The sequence below is a fragment of the Pseudomonas sp. R62 genome (assembly GCF_000257605.1).
In the GTDB taxonomy this organism is placed as follows: domain Bacteria; phylum Pseudomonadota; class Gammaproteobacteria; order Pseudomonadales; family Pseudomonadaceae; genus Aquipseudomonas; species Aquipseudomonas atacamensis.
Genome location: NZ_JH635998.1, coordinates 2,586,831 through 2,604,325, shown reverse-complemented (window position 1 = coordinate 2,604,325; position 17,495 = coordinate 2,586,831). Strand labels below are relative to the sequence as shown.

Annotated in this window: 20 protein-coding genes and 1 pseudogene; 12 read left to right on the top strand and 9 right to left on the bottom strand. The window is 61.0% G+C overall.

The genetic code is table 11. The features are described from left to right. The first annotated feature begins 112 nt into the window (after positions 1-112). The 7 genes from metX to OQK_RS12685 all read left to right on the top strand — a co-directional run bounded on the left by metX (position 113) and on the right by OQK_RS12685 (position 5,170). Positions 113-1,252: a homoserine O-succinyltransferase MetX gene (gene metX / locus OQK_RS12715; protein WP_016772728.1), complete on the top strand. Its 1,140-nt coding sequence runs from the start codon at positions 113-115 to the stop codon at positions 1,250-1,252. A 7-nt stretch (positions 1,253-1,259) separates the two neighbouring features. After that, positions 1,260-1,880 carry a methionine biosynthesis protein MetW gene (gene metW / locus OQK_RS12710; RefSeq protein WP_016772727.1) on the top strand — a complete coding sequence of 207 codons (621 nt, stop codon included), beginning with the start codon at positions 1,260-1,262 and terminating at the stop codon, positions 1,878-1,880. A 26-nt stretch (positions 1,881-1,906) separates the two neighbouring features. Next, positions 1,907-2,341: a DUF4426 domain-containing protein gene (locus OQK_RS12705; RefSeq protein WP_016772726.1), complete on the top strand. Its 435-nt coding sequence runs from the start codon at positions 1,907-1,909 to the stop codon at positions 2,339-2,341. Beyond that, the gene (gene rdgB, locus OQK_RS12700) at positions 2,338-2,934 is read left to right on the top strand and encodes an RdgB/HAM1 family non-canonical purine NTP pyrophosphatase (RefSeq protein ID WP_016772725.1); all 597 of its coding nucleotides are present in this window, start codon (positions 2,338-2,340) and stop codon (positions 2,932-2,934) included. Before OQK_RS12705 ends, rdgB begins: the two co-directional genes overlap by 4 nt. Then, on the top strand, positions 2,931-4,136 hold the full coding sequence (hemW, locus tag OQK_RS12695; protein ID WP_016772724.1) for a radical SAM family heme chaperone HemW: 1,206 nt from the start codon (positions 2,931-2,933) through the stop codon (positions 4,134-4,136). Before rdgB ends, hemW begins: the two co-directional genes overlap by 4 nt. Before the next feature lie 22 nt (positions 4,137-4,158). Continuing rightward, the gene (locus OQK_RS12690; protein ID WP_008083808.1) at positions 4,159-4,482 is read left to right on the top strand and encodes a DUF3392 domain-containing protein; all 324 of its coding nucleotides are present in this window, start codon (positions 4,159-4,161) and stop codon (positions 4,480-4,482) included. A 139-nt stretch (positions 4,483-4,621) separates the two neighbouring features. After that, positions 4,622-5,170, top strand: a complete 549-nt coding sequence (locus OQK_RS12685; RefSeq protein WP_016772723.1) for an RNA 2'-phosphotransferase — start codon at positions 4,622-4,624, stop codon at positions 5,168-5,170. 123 nt (positions 5,171-5,293) lie between these two features. On the opposite strand, the gene OQK_RS12680 is transcribed toward OQK_RS12685, so the two are convergent. The 5 genes from OQK_RS12680 to OQK_RS12660 all read right to left on the bottom strand — a co-directional run bounded on the left by OQK_RS12680 (position 5,294) and on the right by OQK_RS12660 (position 8,497). Next, entirely contained in the window at positions 5,294-6,082 is a 789-nt protein-coding gene (locus OQK_RS12680) for a hypothetical protein (RefSeq protein ID WP_016772722.1), read from the bottom strand. A gap of 172 nt (positions 6,083-6,254) precedes the next feature. Further along, the gene (gene trmB / locus OQK_RS12675) at positions 6,255-6,980 is read right to left on the bottom strand and encodes a tRNA (guanosine(46)-N7)-methyltransferase TrmB (RefSeq protein WP_016772721.1); all 726 of its coding nucleotides are present in this window, start codon (positions 6,978-6,980) and stop codon (positions 6,255-6,257) included. Between the two features lie 9 nt (positions 6,981-6,989). Next, on the bottom strand, positions 6,990-7,784 hold the full coding sequence (locus OQK_RS12670) for a thiazole synthase (RefSeq protein WP_007964131.1): 795 nt from the start codon (positions 7,782-7,784) through the stop codon (positions 6,990-6,992). 60 nt (positions 7,785-7,844) lie between these two features. Next, positions 7,845-8,045 (bottom strand): sulfur carrier protein ThiS, encoded by a 201-nt coding sequence (gene thiS / locus OQK_RS12665; protein ID WP_038861193.1) that lies wholly within the window; start codon positions 8,043-8,045, stop codon positions 7,845-7,847. 71 nt (positions 8,046-8,116) lie between these two features. Next, positions 8,117-8,497 carry a DUF423 domain-containing protein gene (locus OQK_RS12660; protein WP_016772719.1) on the bottom strand — a complete coding sequence of 127 codons (381 nt, stop codon included), beginning with the start codon at positions 8,495-8,497 and terminating at the stop codon, positions 8,117-8,119. Positions 8,498-8,571: 74 nt separating this feature from the next. Between OQK_RS12660 and mtgA the strand changes: the two genes are divergently transcribed. Next, entirely contained in the window at positions 8,572-9,294 is a 723-nt protein-coding gene (mtgA, locus tag OQK_RS12655) for a monofunctional biosynthetic peptidoglycan transglycosylase (RefSeq protein WP_016772718.1), read from the top strand. Positions 9,295-9,475: 181 nt separating this feature from the next. On the opposite strand, the gene rpoH is transcribed toward mtgA, so the two are convergent. The 4 genes from rpoH to ftsY all read right to left on the bottom strand — a co-directional run bounded on the left by rpoH (position 9,476) and on the right by ftsY (position 13,620). After that, entirely contained in the window at positions 9,476-10,330 is an 855-nt protein-coding gene (gene rpoH / locus OQK_RS12650) for an RNA polymerase sigma factor RpoH (protein ID WP_016772717.1), read from the bottom strand. A gap of 115 nt (positions 10,331-10,445) precedes the next feature. Next, positions 10,446-11,471: a permease-like cell division protein FtsX gene (ftsX, locus tag OQK_RS12645; protein WP_016772716.1), complete on the bottom strand. Its 1,026-nt coding sequence runs from the start codon at positions 11,469-11,471 to the stop codon at positions 10,446-10,448. Beyond that, positions 11,468-12,139, bottom strand: a complete 672-nt coding sequence (ftsE, locus tag OQK_RS12640; RefSeq protein WP_016772715.1) for a cell division ATP-binding protein FtsE — start codon at positions 12,137-12,139, stop codon at positions 11,468-11,470. The genes ftsX and ftsE overlap by 4 nt, the downstream gene beginning before the upstream one ends. Continuing rightward, positions 12,136-13,620, bottom strand: coding sequence for a signal recognition particle-docking protein FtsY (ftsY, locus tag OQK_RS12635; protein ID WP_016772714.1), 1,485 nt, complete (start codon positions 13,618-13,620; stop codon positions 12,136-12,138). The genes ftsE and ftsY overlap by 4 nt, the downstream gene beginning before the upstream one ends. On the opposite strand from ftsY, the gene OQK_RS12630 reads away from it, so the two are divergent. The 4 genes and pseudogenes from OQK_RS12630 (at position 13,619) to rsmD (ending at position 17,401) form a co-directional block, all read left to right on the top strand. Further along, positions 13,619-13,813: a hypothetical protein gene (locus OQK_RS12630; RefSeq protein WP_016772713.1), complete on the top strand. Its 195-nt coding sequence runs from the start codon at positions 13,619-13,621 to the stop codon at positions 13,811-13,813. The genes ftsY and OQK_RS12630 overlap by 2 nt on opposite strands. Before the next feature lie 151 nt (positions 13,814-13,964). Beyond that, on the top strand, positions 13,965-15,320 hold the full coding sequence (locus OQK_RS12625) for a M16 family metallopeptidase (protein WP_016772712.1): 1,356 nt from the start codon (positions 13,965-13,967) through the stop codon (positions 15,318-15,320). Next, positions 15,313-16,787, top strand: a pseudogene (locus OQK_RS12620) (M16 family metallopeptidase). Before OQK_RS12625 ends, OQK_RS12620 begins: the two are co-directional and overlap by 8 nt. Next, on the top strand, positions 16,787-17,401 hold the full coding sequence (gene rsmD, locus OQK_RS12615) for a 16S rRNA (guanine(966)-N(2))-methyltransferase RsmD (RefSeq protein WP_016772711.1): 615 nt from the start codon (positions 16,787-16,789) through the stop codon (positions 17,399-17,401). Before OQK_RS12620 ends, rsmD begins: the two are co-directional and overlap by 1 nt. The last annotated feature ends 94 nt before the right edge of the window (positions 17,402-17,495 follow it).

Sequence of the window (17,495 nt, the reverse complement as noted above, 5' to 3'; positions counted from 1 at the left end):
GAACACCTTGGTCAGTCCCCTCTCCCTCTGGGAGAGGGTTAGGGTGAGGGCTGCTTGCCGCTAAACCCCCCGGTCTTTAGACTTACGCCTCATTTCAACGAGAGCAGGGTCGATGCCAACTGCCTTTCCCGCCGATTCTGTTGGTCTGGTAACGCCGCAAACCGCGCATTTCAGCGAACCGCTGACGCTGGCCTGTGGCCGTTCGCTGGCCGCTTATGACCTGATTTATGAAACCTACGGCACGCTGAACGCCCAGACGAGCAACGCCGTGCTGATCTGCCACGCGCTGTCCGGTCATCATCACGCCGCTGGTTATCACAGCGTCGACGACCGCAAGCCCGGTTGGTGGGACAGCTGCATCGGCCCCGGCAAGCCGATCGACACCAACAAGTTCTTTGTGGTCAGCCTGAACAACCTCGGTGGCTGCAACGGCTCCACCGGCCCGAGCAGTATCAACCCGGAGACCGGCAAGCCGTTCGGCGCCGACTTCCCGGTGCTCACCGTGGAAGACTGGGTGCACAGCCAGGCGCGCCTGGCTGACCTGCTCGGCATCGGCCAGTGGGCGGCAGTGATCGGCGGCAGCCTCGGCGGCATGCAGGCCCTGCAATGGACCATCACCTACCCGGATCGCGTGCGGCACTGCCTGGCGATCGCCTCGGCGCCTAAATTGTCGGCGCAGAACATCGCCTTCAACGAAGTCGCGCGTCAGGCGATCCTCACCGATCCGGAATTCCACGGTGGTTCGTTCCAGGAAGCGGGCGTGATCCCCAAGCGCGGGCTGATGCTCGCGCGCATGGTCGGCCACATTACCTATCTGTCCGACGACTCCATGGGTGAGAAATTCGGCCGTGGCCTGAAGAGCGAAAAGCTCAACTACGACTTCCACAGCGTCGAGTTCCAGGTCGAAAGCTACCTGCGTTACCAGGGCGAAGAATTCTCCGGGCGCTTCGATGCCAACACTTATCTGTTGATGACCAAAGCGCTTGATTACTTCGATCCGGCGGCTAACTTCGACGATGACCTGGCGAAAACCTTCGAAAACGCCACGGCCAAGTTCTGCGTGATGTCGTTCACCACCGACTGGCGCTTTTCCCCAGCGCGCTCGCGGGAGCTGGTGGATGCGTTGATGGCCGCGCGCAAGGACGTCAGCTATCTGGAAATCGATGCGCCGCAAGGCCACGACGCCTTCCTGATTCCGATCCCGCGTTATTTGCAGGCGTTCGGCAATTACATGAACCGCATTTCGTTGTGAGAAAGCCATGAGAGCTGATCTGGAAATCATCCAGGAATGGATCCCCGCCGGCAGCCGCGTCCTCGACCTGGGTTGCGGTAACGGCGAGCTGCTGACCTGGCTGCGCGACAACAAGAACGTCACCGGTTATGGCCTGGAAAACGACGCCGACAACATCGCCGAGTGCGTGGCCAAGGGCATTAACGTCATCGAGCAGGATCTGGACAAAGGCCTGGGCAATTTTGCCAGCAACAGTTTCGACATCGTCGTCATGACCCAGGCCCTGCAAGCGGTGCATTACCCGGACAAGATCCTCGACGAAATGCTCCGGGTCGGCCGTCAGTGCATCATCACCTTCCCCAACTTCGGCCACTGGCGCTGCCGCTGGTATCTGGCGAGCAAGGGCCGCATGCCGGTCTCGGAATTCCTGCCCTACACCTGGTACAACACGCCGAACATCCACTTCTGCACCTTCGAGGATTTCGAAGAACTGTGCCGCGAACGTGATGCGAAGGTCATTGATCGGCTTGCCGTGGATCAACAGCACCGGCACGGGTGGGCCAGTAAGCTATGGCCTAATCTGTTAGGTGAAATCGGTATCTACCGCGTCAGCAGTCCGCAGTTGGCGGACCACCGAGTCGCGGTCTGAGCCTGGGCATTTGAAGGAGCACGAACATGAGTCGTCTAGCGTTGCTGTTACTCACCGCCTGCCTGAGCGCCAGCGCCATGGCGGCGGACGTCATCAAAGGTGAACGCAAGGAAACCTTCGGCGACATCACGGTGCACTACAACACGTTCAACTCGACGTTCCTGCAACCGGACATCGCCAAGGCTGCCGAGCTGATCCGCAGCAAGAACCAGGGCGTGATCAACGTCTCGGTGGTCAAGGACGGCAAACCGGTGATCGCCAGCGTCACCGGCACGATCAAGGACCTGACCAGCAACAGCGTGGCGCTGAAATTCCGCCAGGTCACCGAACAGGGCGCGATCTACTACATCGCCCAGTACCCGGTGCCGCAACAGGAAACCCGCACCTTTGAAATCAAGGTGCAGAACGGCGACAAGATCAACACCATCAATTTCAACCAAGAACTCTTTCCCGGCGAATGATGAACATCAAGCAGCTCGTACTGGCCAGCCATAACGCCGGCAAACTCAAAGAACTCCAGGCCATGCTCGGCGACTCGGTGCAACTGCGCTCGATTGGCGAGTGGAGCAAGGTCGAGCCGGAAGAAACCGGCCTGTCGTTTGTCGAGAACGCGATCCTCAAGGCCCGCAATGCCGCGCGCATTTCCGGGCTGCCGGCACTGGCCGACGATTCCGGGCTGGCAGTGGACTTCCTCGGCGGCGCACCGGGCATCTATTCGGCGCGTTACGCCGACGGCCAGGGCGATGCGGCGAACAACGCCAAACTGCTCGATGCGCTCAAGGACGTGCCGCAAGCCGAGCGCGGCGCGCAGTTCGTCTGCGTGCTGGCACTGGTGCGCCACGCCGATGATCCGCTGCCGATTCTCTGCGAAGGCCTGTGGCACGGGCGCATCCTCACCGCTGCCAGCGGCGCACACGGTTTCGGTTACGACCCGCTGTTCTGGGTGCCGGAGCGCGACTGCTCCAGCGCCGAGCTGAGCCCGGCCGACAAGAACCAGATCAGCCACCGCGCCCGTGCAATGGATCTGCTGCGCCAGCGTCTGGGCTTGAAATGACCACTGATTCTTGCGCGTCGTCGCTGATCATCGGCGGCGCCGCGTCCTCGCCTCGGGCACCGCTGCCAACCCTGCCGCCCCTGGCGCTGTACATCCACATTCCGTGGTGTGTACGCAAATGCCCGTATTGCGATTTCAACTCGCACACCGCCAGCCCGGTGCTGCCGGAGCAGGAATACGTCGACGCGCTGCTGGCCGATCTCGATCAGGATCTGCATGCGGTGTATGGCCGTGAGCTGACTTCGATTTTCTTCGGTGGCGGGACGCCGAGCCTGTTCAGCGCCGAAGCCCTCGGGCGGTTGTTGAAGGGTGTCGAGCAGCGCATCCCGTTCGCCGCCGACATCGAAATCACCCTTGAGGCGAATCCGGGCACCTTCGAGCAGGAGAAGTTTGTCGCCTATCGCAAGCTGGGGATCAATCGGCTATCAATCGGTATCCAGAGCTTTCAGCAGGAGAAGCTTGAGGCCCTTGGCCGCATCCACAACGGTGACGAAGCCGTGCGTGCGGCAGGCATGGCGCGGCAGGCCGGGTTCGATAACTTCAACTTGGACTTGATGCACGGTTTGCCCGATCAGTCGCTGGACGATGCCTTGAGCGATCTGCGCCAGGCCATTGCGCTGAAACCGACGCACATTTCCTGGTATCAGCTGACGCTGGAGCCGAACACGGTGTTCTGGAACCAGCCGCCAGTGCTGCCCGAAGACGACACCCTGTGGGATATTCAGGAAGCTGGGCAGGCGCTGCTGGCCGAGCACGGTTACGCGCAATACGAAGTGTCGGCGTATGCCCAGGCCGGTCGCCCGGCGCGGCATAACCTCAATTACTGGAGTTTTGGCGATTTCATCGGCATCGGCGCCGGCGCCCATGGCAAGCTGAGCCATCCGGACGGGCGCATCGTGCGCACATGGAAAACCCGCCTGCCGAAGGACTATCTGAATCCCGCGAAGAGCTTTCAGGCCGGCGAGAAATCGCTGAGCAATGACGAGATGCCGTTCGAGTTCCTGATGAACGCCCTGCGCCTGACTGCCGGGGTCGAATCGCGCCTGTATCCGGAGCGCACCGGCCTGTCGCTGGAGACCCTCGCCGAAGGCCGGCGCGAAGCCGAACAAAGCGGCCTGTTGCAGGTCGAACCGTCACGCCTGGCGGCGACCGAACGCGGCCAGCTGTTCCTCAACGACTTGCTGCAACAATTTCTGAACTGACTTCAGCTCAAAGGGAAAACGCATGGATTTGATACTCGACCTGCTGGCCACCGTCTCCCGCTGGAGCCGCAGCAATCTCTCGGAAATCGCTTTGGCGCTGGTCGGTTGCCTGCTGGTGCTGTTCGGCGCTGACTTCAAAGGCTGGGTCGAGCAACGCCTGGGCAGCATCGCCGGCGCCCTGCGCGTGCCCCTGATGGCCCTGCTCTGCCTGATCGGCAGCGGCGCCGCGCTGATCTACGCCACGCCGTGGGTGATCAAAGGCCTGAGCCAGTTCAACAACTACAGCCTGGCGCCGGTGCTGCTGGTGGTGTTGGTGCTGATCGGCGTCGTAGCCGACCGCCGCTGACCCCGCAAACACCCCAAAACGAAATGTGGGAGCGAGCCAGCTCGCGAAGGCGTCATGACATCCAACATCATCGTTGATTGTCAGACCGCTTTCGCGAGCAGGCTCGCTCCCACAGTTGATCGCAATGAAAGGGAAGTTCATGAGTAAAAAACTACTGGATGAGACGAGCAAATTTCTCAGCTTCGTGTTGCGTCACCAGCCTCAAGCGATTGGTCTTACGCTGGATTCGGATGGCTGGGCAAATATCGACGCACTGATTCATGGTGCTGCGCGTGACGGTCGCAATCTCGATCGCGATTTGATTGAAACAGTGGTGGCAAGTAGCGACAAAAAGCGTTTTGCGATTTCCACTGACGGCTTGTGCATCCGCGCTGTTCAGGGCCATTCGACGAAGACTGTCGAGTTGCAGTTCGACGAGAAACACCCACCGCAAACGCTGTATCACGGCACAGCGACGCGTTTTCTCGATTCGATCAATGAACAAGGTCTAATCCCTGGATCACGCCATCATGTGCATCTTTCGGAAGAGATCGTCACTGCCACTTCCGTAGGTCAACGCTACGGCAGCGTAGTGGTCCTCGCAGTCGCGGCGCAGCAGATGCAGGAAGGAGGCTTCAAGTTCTATCAGGCCGAAAACGGCGTGTGGCTGACAGACCACGTACCTGCGCGCTTCATGACAAAACTGTAAATCCGAGATACTCACAACTACTGTAGGAGTGAGCCTGCTCGCGATAGCTGTTTGACACTCAACATCCACGCCGACTGACACACCTCTTCGCGAGCAGGCTCGCTCCCACTATCGGGCCATGGTTCAATGATTCTTCGATAAGCGGCTCTGCGCCTGCAGGATCGCCTTAAGGCCAACGGAATCTTTGCAGCCCAGCGCTATCGCTTTATCGAAGTGTTCGATATTCCCGCTGTCGCGCAGATCGCTGCCATTCACACGAGTCAACGCGAGTATGTAGTAGGCCTCAGCCCGGAACTGGTCTTCGGACAATACCAGGCCAGCTGCGCGGGCTCGCATGGCGGCCATCGGCCCGACCCTGCCGGCAGGCGCCCCGTTTTCTTCAAAACACAGCGAACGTTTGGCCTGCAACGGATAGTCGTCAGCCTGCGTATCAGGCTTGAGCAGCAACTGCTCGAGAGACTGCAAGAATTTCAAATGATCAGGATTTTGCGCATCAAATCGTTCATACGCCTTGTCGCACAAATGGTAATAGCCCACCGCAGCCGCTAACAATCCATCATCCATGGCCTGCTGATAAAGACCACAGGTCTGTAAGCGCGTCTGCTCGGAAAATATCGGGTTGTCCTGCAGGCTGGCCAGAAAATAGGTGGCCAGCGTGTGCCCGCCGTCCGACGCATGCTTGAGGTTATCCACAAGAGCCTCGAGATCACCCTCGGCAACGCGCAACTGTTCAGGGGTGTATTGCACGCTTTCCCCGGCGGCCTCACGCTTGATCCGGTCATTAGCGTCGCGCTCGATCTTTGCCGCCGTTCTCTGCGCACTCGCGAAGTATTCCTCGGGGCTGACTACCCGTTCGCACGCTGCGCAAAACAGCAGACCCAGAACTACGGTGCAGGCAAAAATGGCTTTCAAGATTTGTCTTCCTTTACAAATGGGGCCTCGAGCTATCGGCGGATCATGGCCAAACTTGAGCGAACCCCAGAAACAACTGTAGGAGCTGCGGCACGCTGCAACCTTTGATCCTCAAAATCAAGATCAAAAGATCGCAGCGCGCCGCAGCTCCTACCGGGGTGTTGCGTGATGCTTAAGACAGTTTTTCGAACTTCAGATCCCACACGCCATGGCCAAGACGTTCGCCGCGGCGTTCGAACTTGGTGATCGGGCGTTCGGCCGGGCGTGGGACGCATTTGCCGTCTTCGGCAAGGTTGCGGTAGCCGGGGGCGACGTTCATCACTTCCAGCATGTACTCGGCGTACGGTTCCCAGTCGGTGGCCATGTGCAGAATGCCGCCAACCTTCAACTTGCTACGCACCAGCTCGGCGAACGAGGCCTGGACGATGCGTCGCTTGTGGTGGCGGCTCTTGTGCCACGGATCCGGGAAAAACAGCATCAGGCGATCGAGGCTGTTGTCGGCGATGCAGCGGTTGAGCACTTCGATCGCGTCGCAATCGTAGACCCGCAGGTTGGTCAGACCTTGGGTCAACACGCCATTGAGCAGCGCGCCGACACCCGGACGGTGTACTTCAACACCGATGAAATCCTGCTCCGGAGCAGCCGCGGCCATTTCCAGCAGCGAATGGCCCATGCCGAAACCGATTTCCAGCGAGCGCGGCGCCGAGCGGCCGAACACCTGGTCGTAATCGACCGGCGCATCGGCCAGCGGCAGCACGTACAGCGGCGCGCCCTGGTCCAGGCCGCGTTGCTGGCCTTCAGTCATGCGCCCGGCGCGCATCACGAAGCTCTTGATGCGGCGGTGTTGGCGCTCGTCGCCTTCGTCCGGCTGGACAGGCGTGTCGTTCGATTCAGTCATCAATGGCTCTTACTTGATCAGACCATCCAGCGGCGAAGAGGCGCTGGCATAGAGTTTTTTCGGCATGCGGCCGGCGAGGTACGCTAGGCGACCAGCGACGATGGCGTGCTGCATGGCTTGCGCCATCATGACCGGTTGCTGGGCGTGGGCGATGGCCGAGTTCATCAGTACGGCGTCGCAACCCAACTCCATGGCGATGGTCGCGTCGGAAGCGGTACCGACACCCGCATCCACCAGCACCGGGATCTTGGCTTCTTCGAGGATGATCTGCAGGTTATACGGATTGCAGATGCCCAGACCGGAGCCGATCAGCCCGGCCAGCGGCATCACGGCGATGCAGCCGATTTCCGCCAGTTGCCGGGCGATGATCGGGTCATCGCTGGTGTAGACCATCACGTCGAAGCCTTCCTTGACCAGGGTTTCGGCGGCCTTGAGGGTTTCGATCACGTTGGGGAACAGGGTCTTCTGGTCGGCCAGCACTTCCAGCTTCACCAGATTGTGGCCGTCGAGCAGCTCACGGGCCAGGCGGCAGGTGCGCACGGCTTCGATGGCGTCGTAGCAACCGGCAGTGTTCGGCAGGAAGGTGTAGCGATCCGGCGACAGCACTTCGAGCAGGTTCGGCTCGCCTTCGATCTGGCCCAGGTTGGTGCGGCGTACGGCGAAGGTGACGATTTCGGCACCCGAGGCTTCGATGGCCTGGCGGGTTTCTTCCATGTCACGGTACTTGCCGGTACCGACCAGCAAACGCGACTGGTAAGTACGACCGGCCAGCACAAAAGGCTTGTCGCTACGAACGATGCTCATGGGGAATCCTCTTTAGGGGTGAGGGTCTTGCAGAATTCTGTGCCCTCGCGGGCCGGGCGATCAGCCGCCGCCGATGGCGTGGACCACTTCGACGTTGTCGCCGTCGTTCAACGTGGTGTCGGCATGCTGGCTGCGCGGGACGATGTCCAGATTGAGCTCGACCGCCACGCGACGTCCGGCCAGATCCAGACGGGTGATCAGGCCCGCAACGGTTTCACCGTCGGGCAATTCAAAGGACTCGCCGTTCAACTGAATGCGCATGCACAACGCCGCCATCATTTTTAGGGGCTGGCATTCTAGCCCGATCATGACCTAAAGGTCAGTACCAAGCGTCAAGCGGTTAGCTGCAAGCGCCAGGCGGCGAGGCCGAGGCAAACCCAACCGATGAGAAACGCCAGGCCTCCGAACGGCGTGATGATGCCAAGTTTGCTGATGCCGGTCATGGTCAGCAGATACAGGCTGCCGGAGAACAACACAATGCCGACGGTGAAGGACAGGCCGGCCCAAGTAATCAGGCGCCCTTGAATCTGCGTGGCCAGCAGCGCAACGCCGAACAGCGCGAGTGTGTGCACCAGTTGGTAGGTGACGCCCGTGTGGAAAATCGTCAGGTATTCCGGCGTCAGACGGTTTTTCAGGCCATGGGCGGCGAACGCACCCAGCGCAACACCGGTGAATCCGAAAAAAGCGGCCAGCATCAAAAAGCCACGCAGCATGGGGAACTCCAGTCAGACGCCATCGGCAGGGTCTGTATAATGGCCCGCTCCACGGGTTCGGCCAAGCCATCTCTATGCTGCGTTCAATTTTCCGTCGTCTCACGAAGGCTCTGCTCTGGTTCGCCGGCGGCAGCGTCTTGCTGGTGCTGGTGTTCCGCTTCGTGCCACCGCCGGGTACGGCGTTGATGGTCGAGCGCAAGGTCGAATCCTGGGTCGACGGCGAGCCGATCGACCTGCAGCGCACCTGGAAGCCGTGGGACGAGATTTCCGACGACCTGAAAGTGGCGGTGATTGCTGGCGAAGACCAGAAATTCCCCGAGCACTGGGGCTTCGATCTGCGCGCGATTCAGGCTGCTCTGGCCCACAACGAACTGGGCGGTTCGATTCGCGGTGCCAGCACCTTGAGCCAACAGGTGTCGAAAAACCTCTTTCTGTGGTCTGGTCGCAGTTATCTGCGCAAAGGCCTGGAAGCGTGGTTTACCGCGCTGATTGAGGTGTTCTGGCCCAAGCAGCGGATTCTCGAGGTGTACCTGAACAGCGTTGAGTGGGATGACGGCGTATTTGGCGCTGAAGCGGCGGCCCGCCATCACTTTGGCGTGAGCGCGAAGTCATTGTCGCGCCAGCAGGCGAGTTATCTGGCTGCCGTACTGCCCAATCCACGGGTGTGGAGCGCGAGTCATCCGACCGGTTATGTATCGCGCCGTGCCGGGTGGATTCGGCAGCAGATGAGTCAGTTGGGCGGGGACAGTTATTTGCTCGGGCTGAATGATTCGCGACGGGCGCCTTGGGCTGAATAACACCGGAATACCAATGCGGGAGCGAGCTTGCTCGCGAATGCGATGGATCATTCAGCAGTGGCGGTGACTGACACTCCGCTTTCGCGAGCAAGCTCGCTCCCACATGGGTTTTGCGTAAAGCCAGAAATAAAAACGCCCCGACCATCGCTGATCGGGGCGTTTTTTATTGCTGATGCGCCGGTTACGCGGCGATCGACAACTTGAGCTTGTTCATCGCGCTCTTTTCGAGCTGACGGATTCGCTCGGCCGACACGTTGTACTTCTGCGCCAGGTCGTGCAGCGTGGCTTTCTCTTCTGCCAGCCAGCGCTGGTAGAGGATGTCGCGGCTACGCTCGTCCAGCACTTCCAGTGCTTCGTGCAGGTTGGTGTTGGAGTTGTCGCTCCAGTCGGCATCTTCCAGTTGACGGGCCGGGTCGTACCGGTGGTCTTCCAGATAGTTGGCCGGCGACTGGAAAGCGCTGTCGTCGTCGGCTTCAGCAGCCGGGTCGAAGGCCATGTCGTGGCCGGTCAGGCGGCTTTCCATCTCGCGCACTTCACGTGGTTCGACGCCAAGGCTTTCCGCCACACGGTGGACTTCCTCGTTGTTCAGCCACGCCAGACGCTTCTTCTGGCTGCGCAGGTTGAAGAACAGCTTGCGCTGGGCCTTGGTGGTCGCGACTTTCACAATGCGCCAGTTGCGCAGGATGAACTCGTGAATTTCCGCCTTGATCCAGTGCACGGCGAACGACACCAGACGCACACCCATTTCCGGGTTGAAGCGCTTGACGGCCTTCATCAGTCCGACGTTGCCTTCCTGGATCAGGTCAGCCTGAGCCAGACCGTAGCCGGAATAGCTACGGGCAATGTGTACGACGAAACGCAGGTGGGCGAGCACCATCTGCCGAGCCGCCCCCAAATCCTGCTCATAGTAGAGACTCTCGGCCAGTTCACGCTCCTGCTCCGGCGTCAGCAATGGAATGCTGTTGACGGTGTGCACATAGGCTTCCAGGTTCGCACCCGGAACCAGCGCATACGCAGGTTGCAAAGAATTGGTCATACGAAAAAACCTCCCACTCACATACTCGTGCCTCTCGGCACTGCGAAAAATTGACCGGGAACTCAGGTACAAGTTCCCATAAAAACCGCAAGGTCAATCACGCGCAAAAAAGATTCTACTTCGGCGCCAGCTCCCTGAGATGACGTGCGACTGCAATCCATGCACCGATATAACCCAACAGCACCGCGCCAAGCAAGAGCGACAGACCGTCGGCCACTGGCACGCCGGCCAGGGCGAAATCACTGCCGTACAAACCGGCCAGTCCGACCACCGCATCGTTCAGCCAGTTGAGGCCAAACGCCAATACACCCCAGGACAACAGCCCTGCACCGAAGCCATACAACGCGCCCATATACAGGAAAGGGCGGCGCACATAACTGTCAGTGCCGCCGACGAGTTTAATCACTTCTATCTCGGTGCGGCGGTTTTCAATATGAAGACGAATGGTATTGCCTATCACCAAAAGTAATGCAGACACCAACAACACCGTCAGACCGAAGACAAAGCGGTCGCCAAGCTTGAGGATGGCGGCCAGACGCTCGACCCAGACTAGATCAAGTTGCGCCTGTTGTACCTTCGGCAGCTCGGAAAGTTTTTGTCTTAATGCTTCGAGTGTCGGCTTGTCGACTTCGTTCGGTGTCACCAGCACCACACCCGGCAAAGGGTTGTCAGGCAGCTCACGCAGGGCCTCGCCCAGGCCGGACTGCTGCTGGAACTCTTCCAGCGCCTGATCGCGGCCGACATATTCGGCATCAGCGACGCCGGGCATGCCTTTGATCTGCTCACGCAGTGCTTCACCCTGCTCCGGGCTGGCGTCGAGTTGCAAGTACAGTGAAATCTGCGCCGCGCGCTGCCAGGAACCGCCGAGACGTTCGACGTTATTGAGCAACAGCGACAGCCCCATCGGCAGACTCAACGCCACAGCCATCACCATGCAGGTGAAGAAGCTGCCGATCGGCTGTTTGCCGAGACGGCGCAGGCTGTCGAGCAGGCTGGCGCGATGGCTTTCGATCCAGGCGCGAAACAGCGTGGCGAAGTCCGGGCCGTCGTCATCGTCGTGCTTTTTCTTTTTCTGCGGTTGCGGATCGGCGGCCTTCGGGGCCACGCGCTCGGATACCTTCGGACTGCGTGTCGCACTCATACCCCGGCCTCCCCGTCGCCGATCAGGCGTCCGCGTTGCAGGGTCAGCATGCGATGACGCATGCGCGCGATCAGTGCCAGGTCGTGACTGGCGATCAGCACGCTGGTGCCCAGACGGTTGATGTCTTCGAACACGCCCATGATTTCCGCCGCCAGACGCGGGTCGAGGTTACCGGTCGGTTCGTCCGCCAGCAGCAAGGCCGGGCGATGGACGATGGCGCGGGCAATGCCGACGCGCTGTTGCTGACCGGTGGACAGGTCGCCCGGGTACAGATCGGATTTGTCCGACAGTGCCACGCGCTCCAGCGCCGAATCGACGCGCTTGGCGATCTCGACCTTGGACAGGCCGAGGATCTGCAGGGGCAAGGCGACGTTGTTGAACACCGTACGATCGAACAGCAACTGGTGATTCTGGAACACCACGCCGATCTGTCGGCGCAGGAACGGAATCTGCGCGTTGCTGATGGTGCTCAGGTCTTGCCCGGCGAGCAGCAGCTTGCCGCTGGTCGGCCGTTCCATCGCCAGCAACAGGCGCAACAGCGTGGATTTACCGGCACCGGAGTGACCGGTGACAAACAAGAACTCGCCACGACGGACTCGAAAGCTCAGCTCATGCAAGCCGACGTGACCGTTCGGGTAGCGTTTACCGACCTGTTCGAAACGAATCATGAACGCTCCCGCTCGGCAAACAGCGCCTGGACAAAGGGTTCGGCTTCAAAGGTGCGCAAATCGTCGATGCCTTCACCGACGCCGATGTAGCGGATCGGCAGGCCGAACTGCTTGGCCAGGGCGAAAATCACCCCGCCCTTGGCGGTGCCGTCGAGCTTGGTCAGCGCCAGGCCGGTCAGTTCGACGGTCTGGTTGAACTGCTTGGCCTGGTTGATGGCGTTCTGGCCAGTGCCGGCGTCGAGCACCAGCAGCACTTCGTGCGGCGCGTCGGCGTCGAGCTTGCCGATCACCCGGCGAACCTTTTTCAGCTCTTCCATCAGGTTGTCTTTGGTGTGCAGGCGACCGGCGGTGTCGGCGATCAGCACATCGATGCCACGGGCCTTGGCCGCTTGCACCGCATCGAAGATCACCGAAGCGGAATCAGCGCCGGTGTGCTGGGCGATCACCGGTATCTTGTTGCGCTCGCCCCAGACCTGCAATTGCTCTACCGCCGCTGCACGGAAGGTGTCACCAGCGGCCAGCATGACTTTCTTGCCTTCCAGTTGCAGCTTCTTCGCCAGTTTGCCGATGGTGGTGGTTTTGCCGGCGCCGTTGACGCCGACCACCAAGATCACGAAAGGCTTGTTCTGCGAGGCGATTTTCAGTGGCTGTTCAACCGGTTTGAGCATCGCTGCCAATTCGGCCTGCAGAGATTTGTACAGGGCGTCGGCGTCTGCCAGTTCCTTGCGTGCGACCTTCTGGGTCAGGCGCTGGATGATCTGCGTAGTGGCTTCGACGCCGACGTCGGCGGTGAGCAGACGGGTTTCGAGGTCGTCGAGCAGGTCATCGTCGATGGTCTTGCGCCCGAGGAACAGACTAGCCATGCCCTCGCCGATGCTGGCGCTGGTCTTCGACAGGCCTTGCTTGAGGCGGGCGAAGAAACCGGCTTTGGTTTCTTCGGTGCGCGGGGTTTCGACGGGCGTTTCTACAGGCGCTTCGACCGGCACGATCGGAGCGACAACCGGCGCAGCGGCAATCGGTGCGGGCTCAGGCTCGGACGGCGGAACAACCGGGGCGGCGGGTTCAGAAATGATCGGCGCTGGCTCGGCAACCGGCTCAGGCACAGGCTGCGCAGCCACCTCGGCAACCGGCGCAGGAATCACCGGCGTCACATGCGGCGCTGCTTCTTCAACCAGCGCGACCGGCTCTTCTGCCACTGGCAAGGTCAGCCACGGCTCGGCGGCGGGCGTCAGCGGCAACTCGGCAGCGGCCGGCGTTTCGGGCTCGGCCTCAACCTCGGGTTGCAGCACCGGCTCGGCGATAGGCAGCACAATCGGCGCCGGCTCTTCTTCTATTACAGGTGCTGGCGCGGGGGCCGGCTCAGGAATCGCGGGCGGCTGTTCGACGACGGGTTCCTGCGGTTTCTTCCGCAGCCATCCGAACAGGCTTTTCTTCTCGCCAGCCGCAGCTGGGCTCTTCTTGTCGTCGTTGGAACCAAACATGGAGGACGGCTATCTCACGGTAGCGACGCGCCAACAGGGCGCCCCGGCAAATAAATATTCGATGCAGAACAGACTGTGTTTCACCCAGCTTGTTCACGCGCAACATTTTGTCGAGGCACCGAAGGCACCTCAAACTTCAATTAACACGAAGGACTGGAGCGGCATCGTCGGCGAAAACGCGCAGTACAGATGAAAAACTGCTGCTATCCGCGACAAACCCATACAGCCTGACCGGGTATCGAAACCTGATAGGCGTGGCCGCCAGTAAAACGGATCAGTATCCTAGCACCCTCTCGCCCGCCGACGCTAAGACCAAGCGGGCAGCCCAACAGGTTGAAAAACGAATGAATGCTCTTGCCCGCCGCGCTGCTGGCCTGCTGCTCAGCGCAGTCTGCCTGCCCCTTTCGGCCCTGGCGGCCGACCCGCAACCGACCCATGAATTCACCCTCGACAACGGCCTCAAGGTCGTCGTGCGCGAAGACCATCGTGCGCCGGTGGTCGTTTCGCAGATCTGGTACAAGGTCGGCTCCAGCTACGAGACTCCGGGCCAGACTGGTCTGTCCCACGCGCTCGAGCACATGATGTTCAAGGGCAGCGAAAAGGTCGGCCCCGGCGAAGCTTCGCTGATCCTGCGCGACCTTGGCGCCGAAGAGAACGCGTTCACCAGCGACGACTTCACGGCTTATTACCAGGTGCTGGCCCGTGATCGTCTTGGCGTGGCCTTCGAGCTGGAAGCCGACCGCATGGCCAACCTGCGCCTGCCGGCCGACGAGTTCGCCAAGGAAATCGAAGTCATCAAGGAAGAGCGCCGCCTGCGCACCGATGACAAGCCGATGTCCAAGGCTTACGAGCGCTACAAGGCCATGGCCTACCCGGCCAGCGGTTACCACACGCCGACCATCGGCTGGATGGCTGACCTCGACCGTATGAAAGTCGAGGAACTGCGCCACTGGTATCAATCCTGGTACGCGCCGAACAACGCCACCCTGGTGGTGGTCGGTGACGTCACTCCGGACGAAGTGAGAACCCTCGCCCAGCGCTATTTCGGCCCGGTCGCCAAACGCGACGTGCCACCGGCGAAAAAACCGCTGGAACTGGCCGAGCCCGGCGAACGCCAGATCACCCTGCGCGTGCAGACCCAACTGCCGAGCCTGATGCTTGGCTTCAACGTGCCGAGCATTGCTACCGCTGAAGACAAACGCTCGGTCAACGCCTTGCGCTTGATCTCGGCGCTGCTCGACGGCGGCTACAGCGGACGCATCCCGACGCAACTGGAACGCGGCGAAGAGCTGGTCTCCGGCGGCTCGTCGGACTATGACGCCTACACCCGTGGCGACAGTCTGTTCACCCTGTCGGCGACGCCGAACACGCAGAAGAAAAAGACCATCGCCCAGGCCGAAGCCGGCTTGTGGAAACTGCTTGAGCAACTGAAAACCACTGCGCCGTCTGCCGAAGAGCTGGAACGCGTCCGCGCTCAAGTCATCGCCGGCCTGGTCTACGAGCGTGATTCGATCACCAGCCAGGCCACCGCGATCGGTCAACTGGAAACGGTCGGCCTGTCGTGGAAGCTGATGGACACCGAACTGGCCGATCTGGAAAGCGTGACTCCGCAAGACATCCAGAACGCCGCGAAAAAGTATTTCACCCGCGAACGTCTCAGCGTCGCCCACGTCCTGCCTTTGGAGACGACTCATGAGTGAGCGCAAAGCCCCACGCCTGATGCTGCTTGGCCTGATTGCTGTCGCGGTGATCGGCTCGGCGGCCATGTATCTGTCGCTAGGCGCTGACAGCCACGCCAGCGAAGCGCTGGATAACGCCAAAACCAGCCAGAAACTGCAATCGCTGGCCGGGGCCTTGCCGTCGAGTTCGATGTGCAGACCTGGAACACCGCTGAAGGCGCCAAAGTGCTGTTCGTCGAAGCGCATGAGCTGCCGATGTTCGACATGCGCCTGATCTTCGCCGCCGGCAGCAGCCAGGACGGCAACGCGCCCGGCCTCGCGGTGCTGACCAACGCCATGCTCAACGAAGGCATCGCCGGCAAAGACGTCGGCGCTATCGCCCAGGGTTTTGAAGGCCTTGGGGCCGACTTCGGCAACGGTGCGTTCAAGGACATGGCGCTGGCCTCGCTGCGCAGCCTCAGCGCGCCCGAGCAGCGTGAACCGGCGTTGAAGCTGTTCGCCGATGTGGTCGGCAAACCGACCTTCCCCGCCGATTCCTTCGCGCGCATCAAGAACCAGTTGCTCGCCGGTTTCGAATACCAGAAACAGAACCCCGGCAAACTCGCCAGCCTCGAGCTGATGAAGCGTCTGTACGGCGATCACCCGTACGCGCATTCCAGCGATGGCAACGCTCAAAGCGTGCCGAAGATCACGGTCGCGCAATTGCGCGAGTTTCATGCCAAGGCCTACGCCGCAGGCAACGCTGTGATTGCACTGGTCGGCGACCTGTCGCGAGCCGAAGCCGAGGCGATCGCCAATCAGGTTTCCTCTGCCCTGCCGAAAGGTCCGGCACTGGCGAAAATCGCCGCACCGCAGGAACCGAAGGCCAGCGTCAACCACATCGAGTTTCCGTCGAAACAGACCAACCTGATGCTCGCGCAACTGGGCATCGATCGCGACGATCCGGATTACGCCGCGCTGTCGCTGGGCAACCAGATCCTCGGCGGCGGTGGTTTCGGTACGCGCCTGATGAGCGAGGTGCGCGAGAAGCGCGGCCTGACCTACGGCGTGTATTCGGCGTTCAGCCCGATGCAGGCCCGTGGCCCGTTCATGATCAACCTGCAGACCCGCGCCGAGATGAGCGAAGGCACCCTGAAACTGGTGCAGGACGTGCTCGCCGACTATCTGAAAACCGGCCCGACACAGAAAGAACTCGACGATGCCAAGCGCGAACTGGCCGGCAGCTTCCCGCTGTCCACCGCGAGCAACGCCGACATCGTTGGCCAATTGGGCGCGATGGGCTTCTATAATCTGCCGCTGAGCTATCTCGACGATTTCATGCGTCAGTCGCAAAGCCTGACCGTAGAGCAAGTCCGCGCTGCGCTGAACAAACACCTGAGCACGGAGAAAATGGTCATCGTCACCGCTGGCCCGACCGTGCCGCAAAAGCCGTTACCGGCCCCATCTGATAAACCTGCCGAGCAACCGCTCGGGGTTCCGGAGCATTAATGGCGACTCGAGCACCGAAAAAACCTGTGCAAAACGTGCACAACGGCGTCAATCAGCTGCGCATCATTGGCGGCCAGTGGCGCAGCCGCAAGCTGAGCTTTCCCGACGCACCGGGCCTGCGCCCGACCCCGGATCGCGTGCGTGAAACACTGTTCAACTGGCTCGCGCCCTATGTCGAAGGGGCGAAAGTGCTCGACCCGTTCGCCGGCAGCGGCGCGCTGTTTCTCGAAGCGCTGTCCCGTGGCGCGGCCACGGCCCAGGCGCTGGACGCCAGCAACGTTGCGGTTTCCAGCCTGAAAGAACACCTCGGCACCCTGCGTTGCAGCAACGGCCAGGTGCAAACCGCCGACGCGCTGCGCTACCTGGAAACCCAGACCGCGACGCCGTTCGATCTGGTGTTCCTCGACCCACCGTTCAACCAGAACCTGCTGCCAGCGGTTTGTACCTTGCTGGAAGAGCGCCAATGGCTGGCGGCCGATTCGTGGATCTACACTGAAAGCGAAACAGCGCCATCCACGCTGGGCCTGCCGGGCAACTGGCGTCTGCATCGTGAACAGAAATCCGGTCGGGTTTTTTACGCGCTGTGGCAGCGCACGGCGGACATCGCCGGCTGACAACGTCGCAAGCAACCTGCGGCGAGGGGGCGAGCTTCCTCGCCACAAGCCTATCGAGAATCATCGTGCCCCCTTCGCCAGAACGCTTCATCCC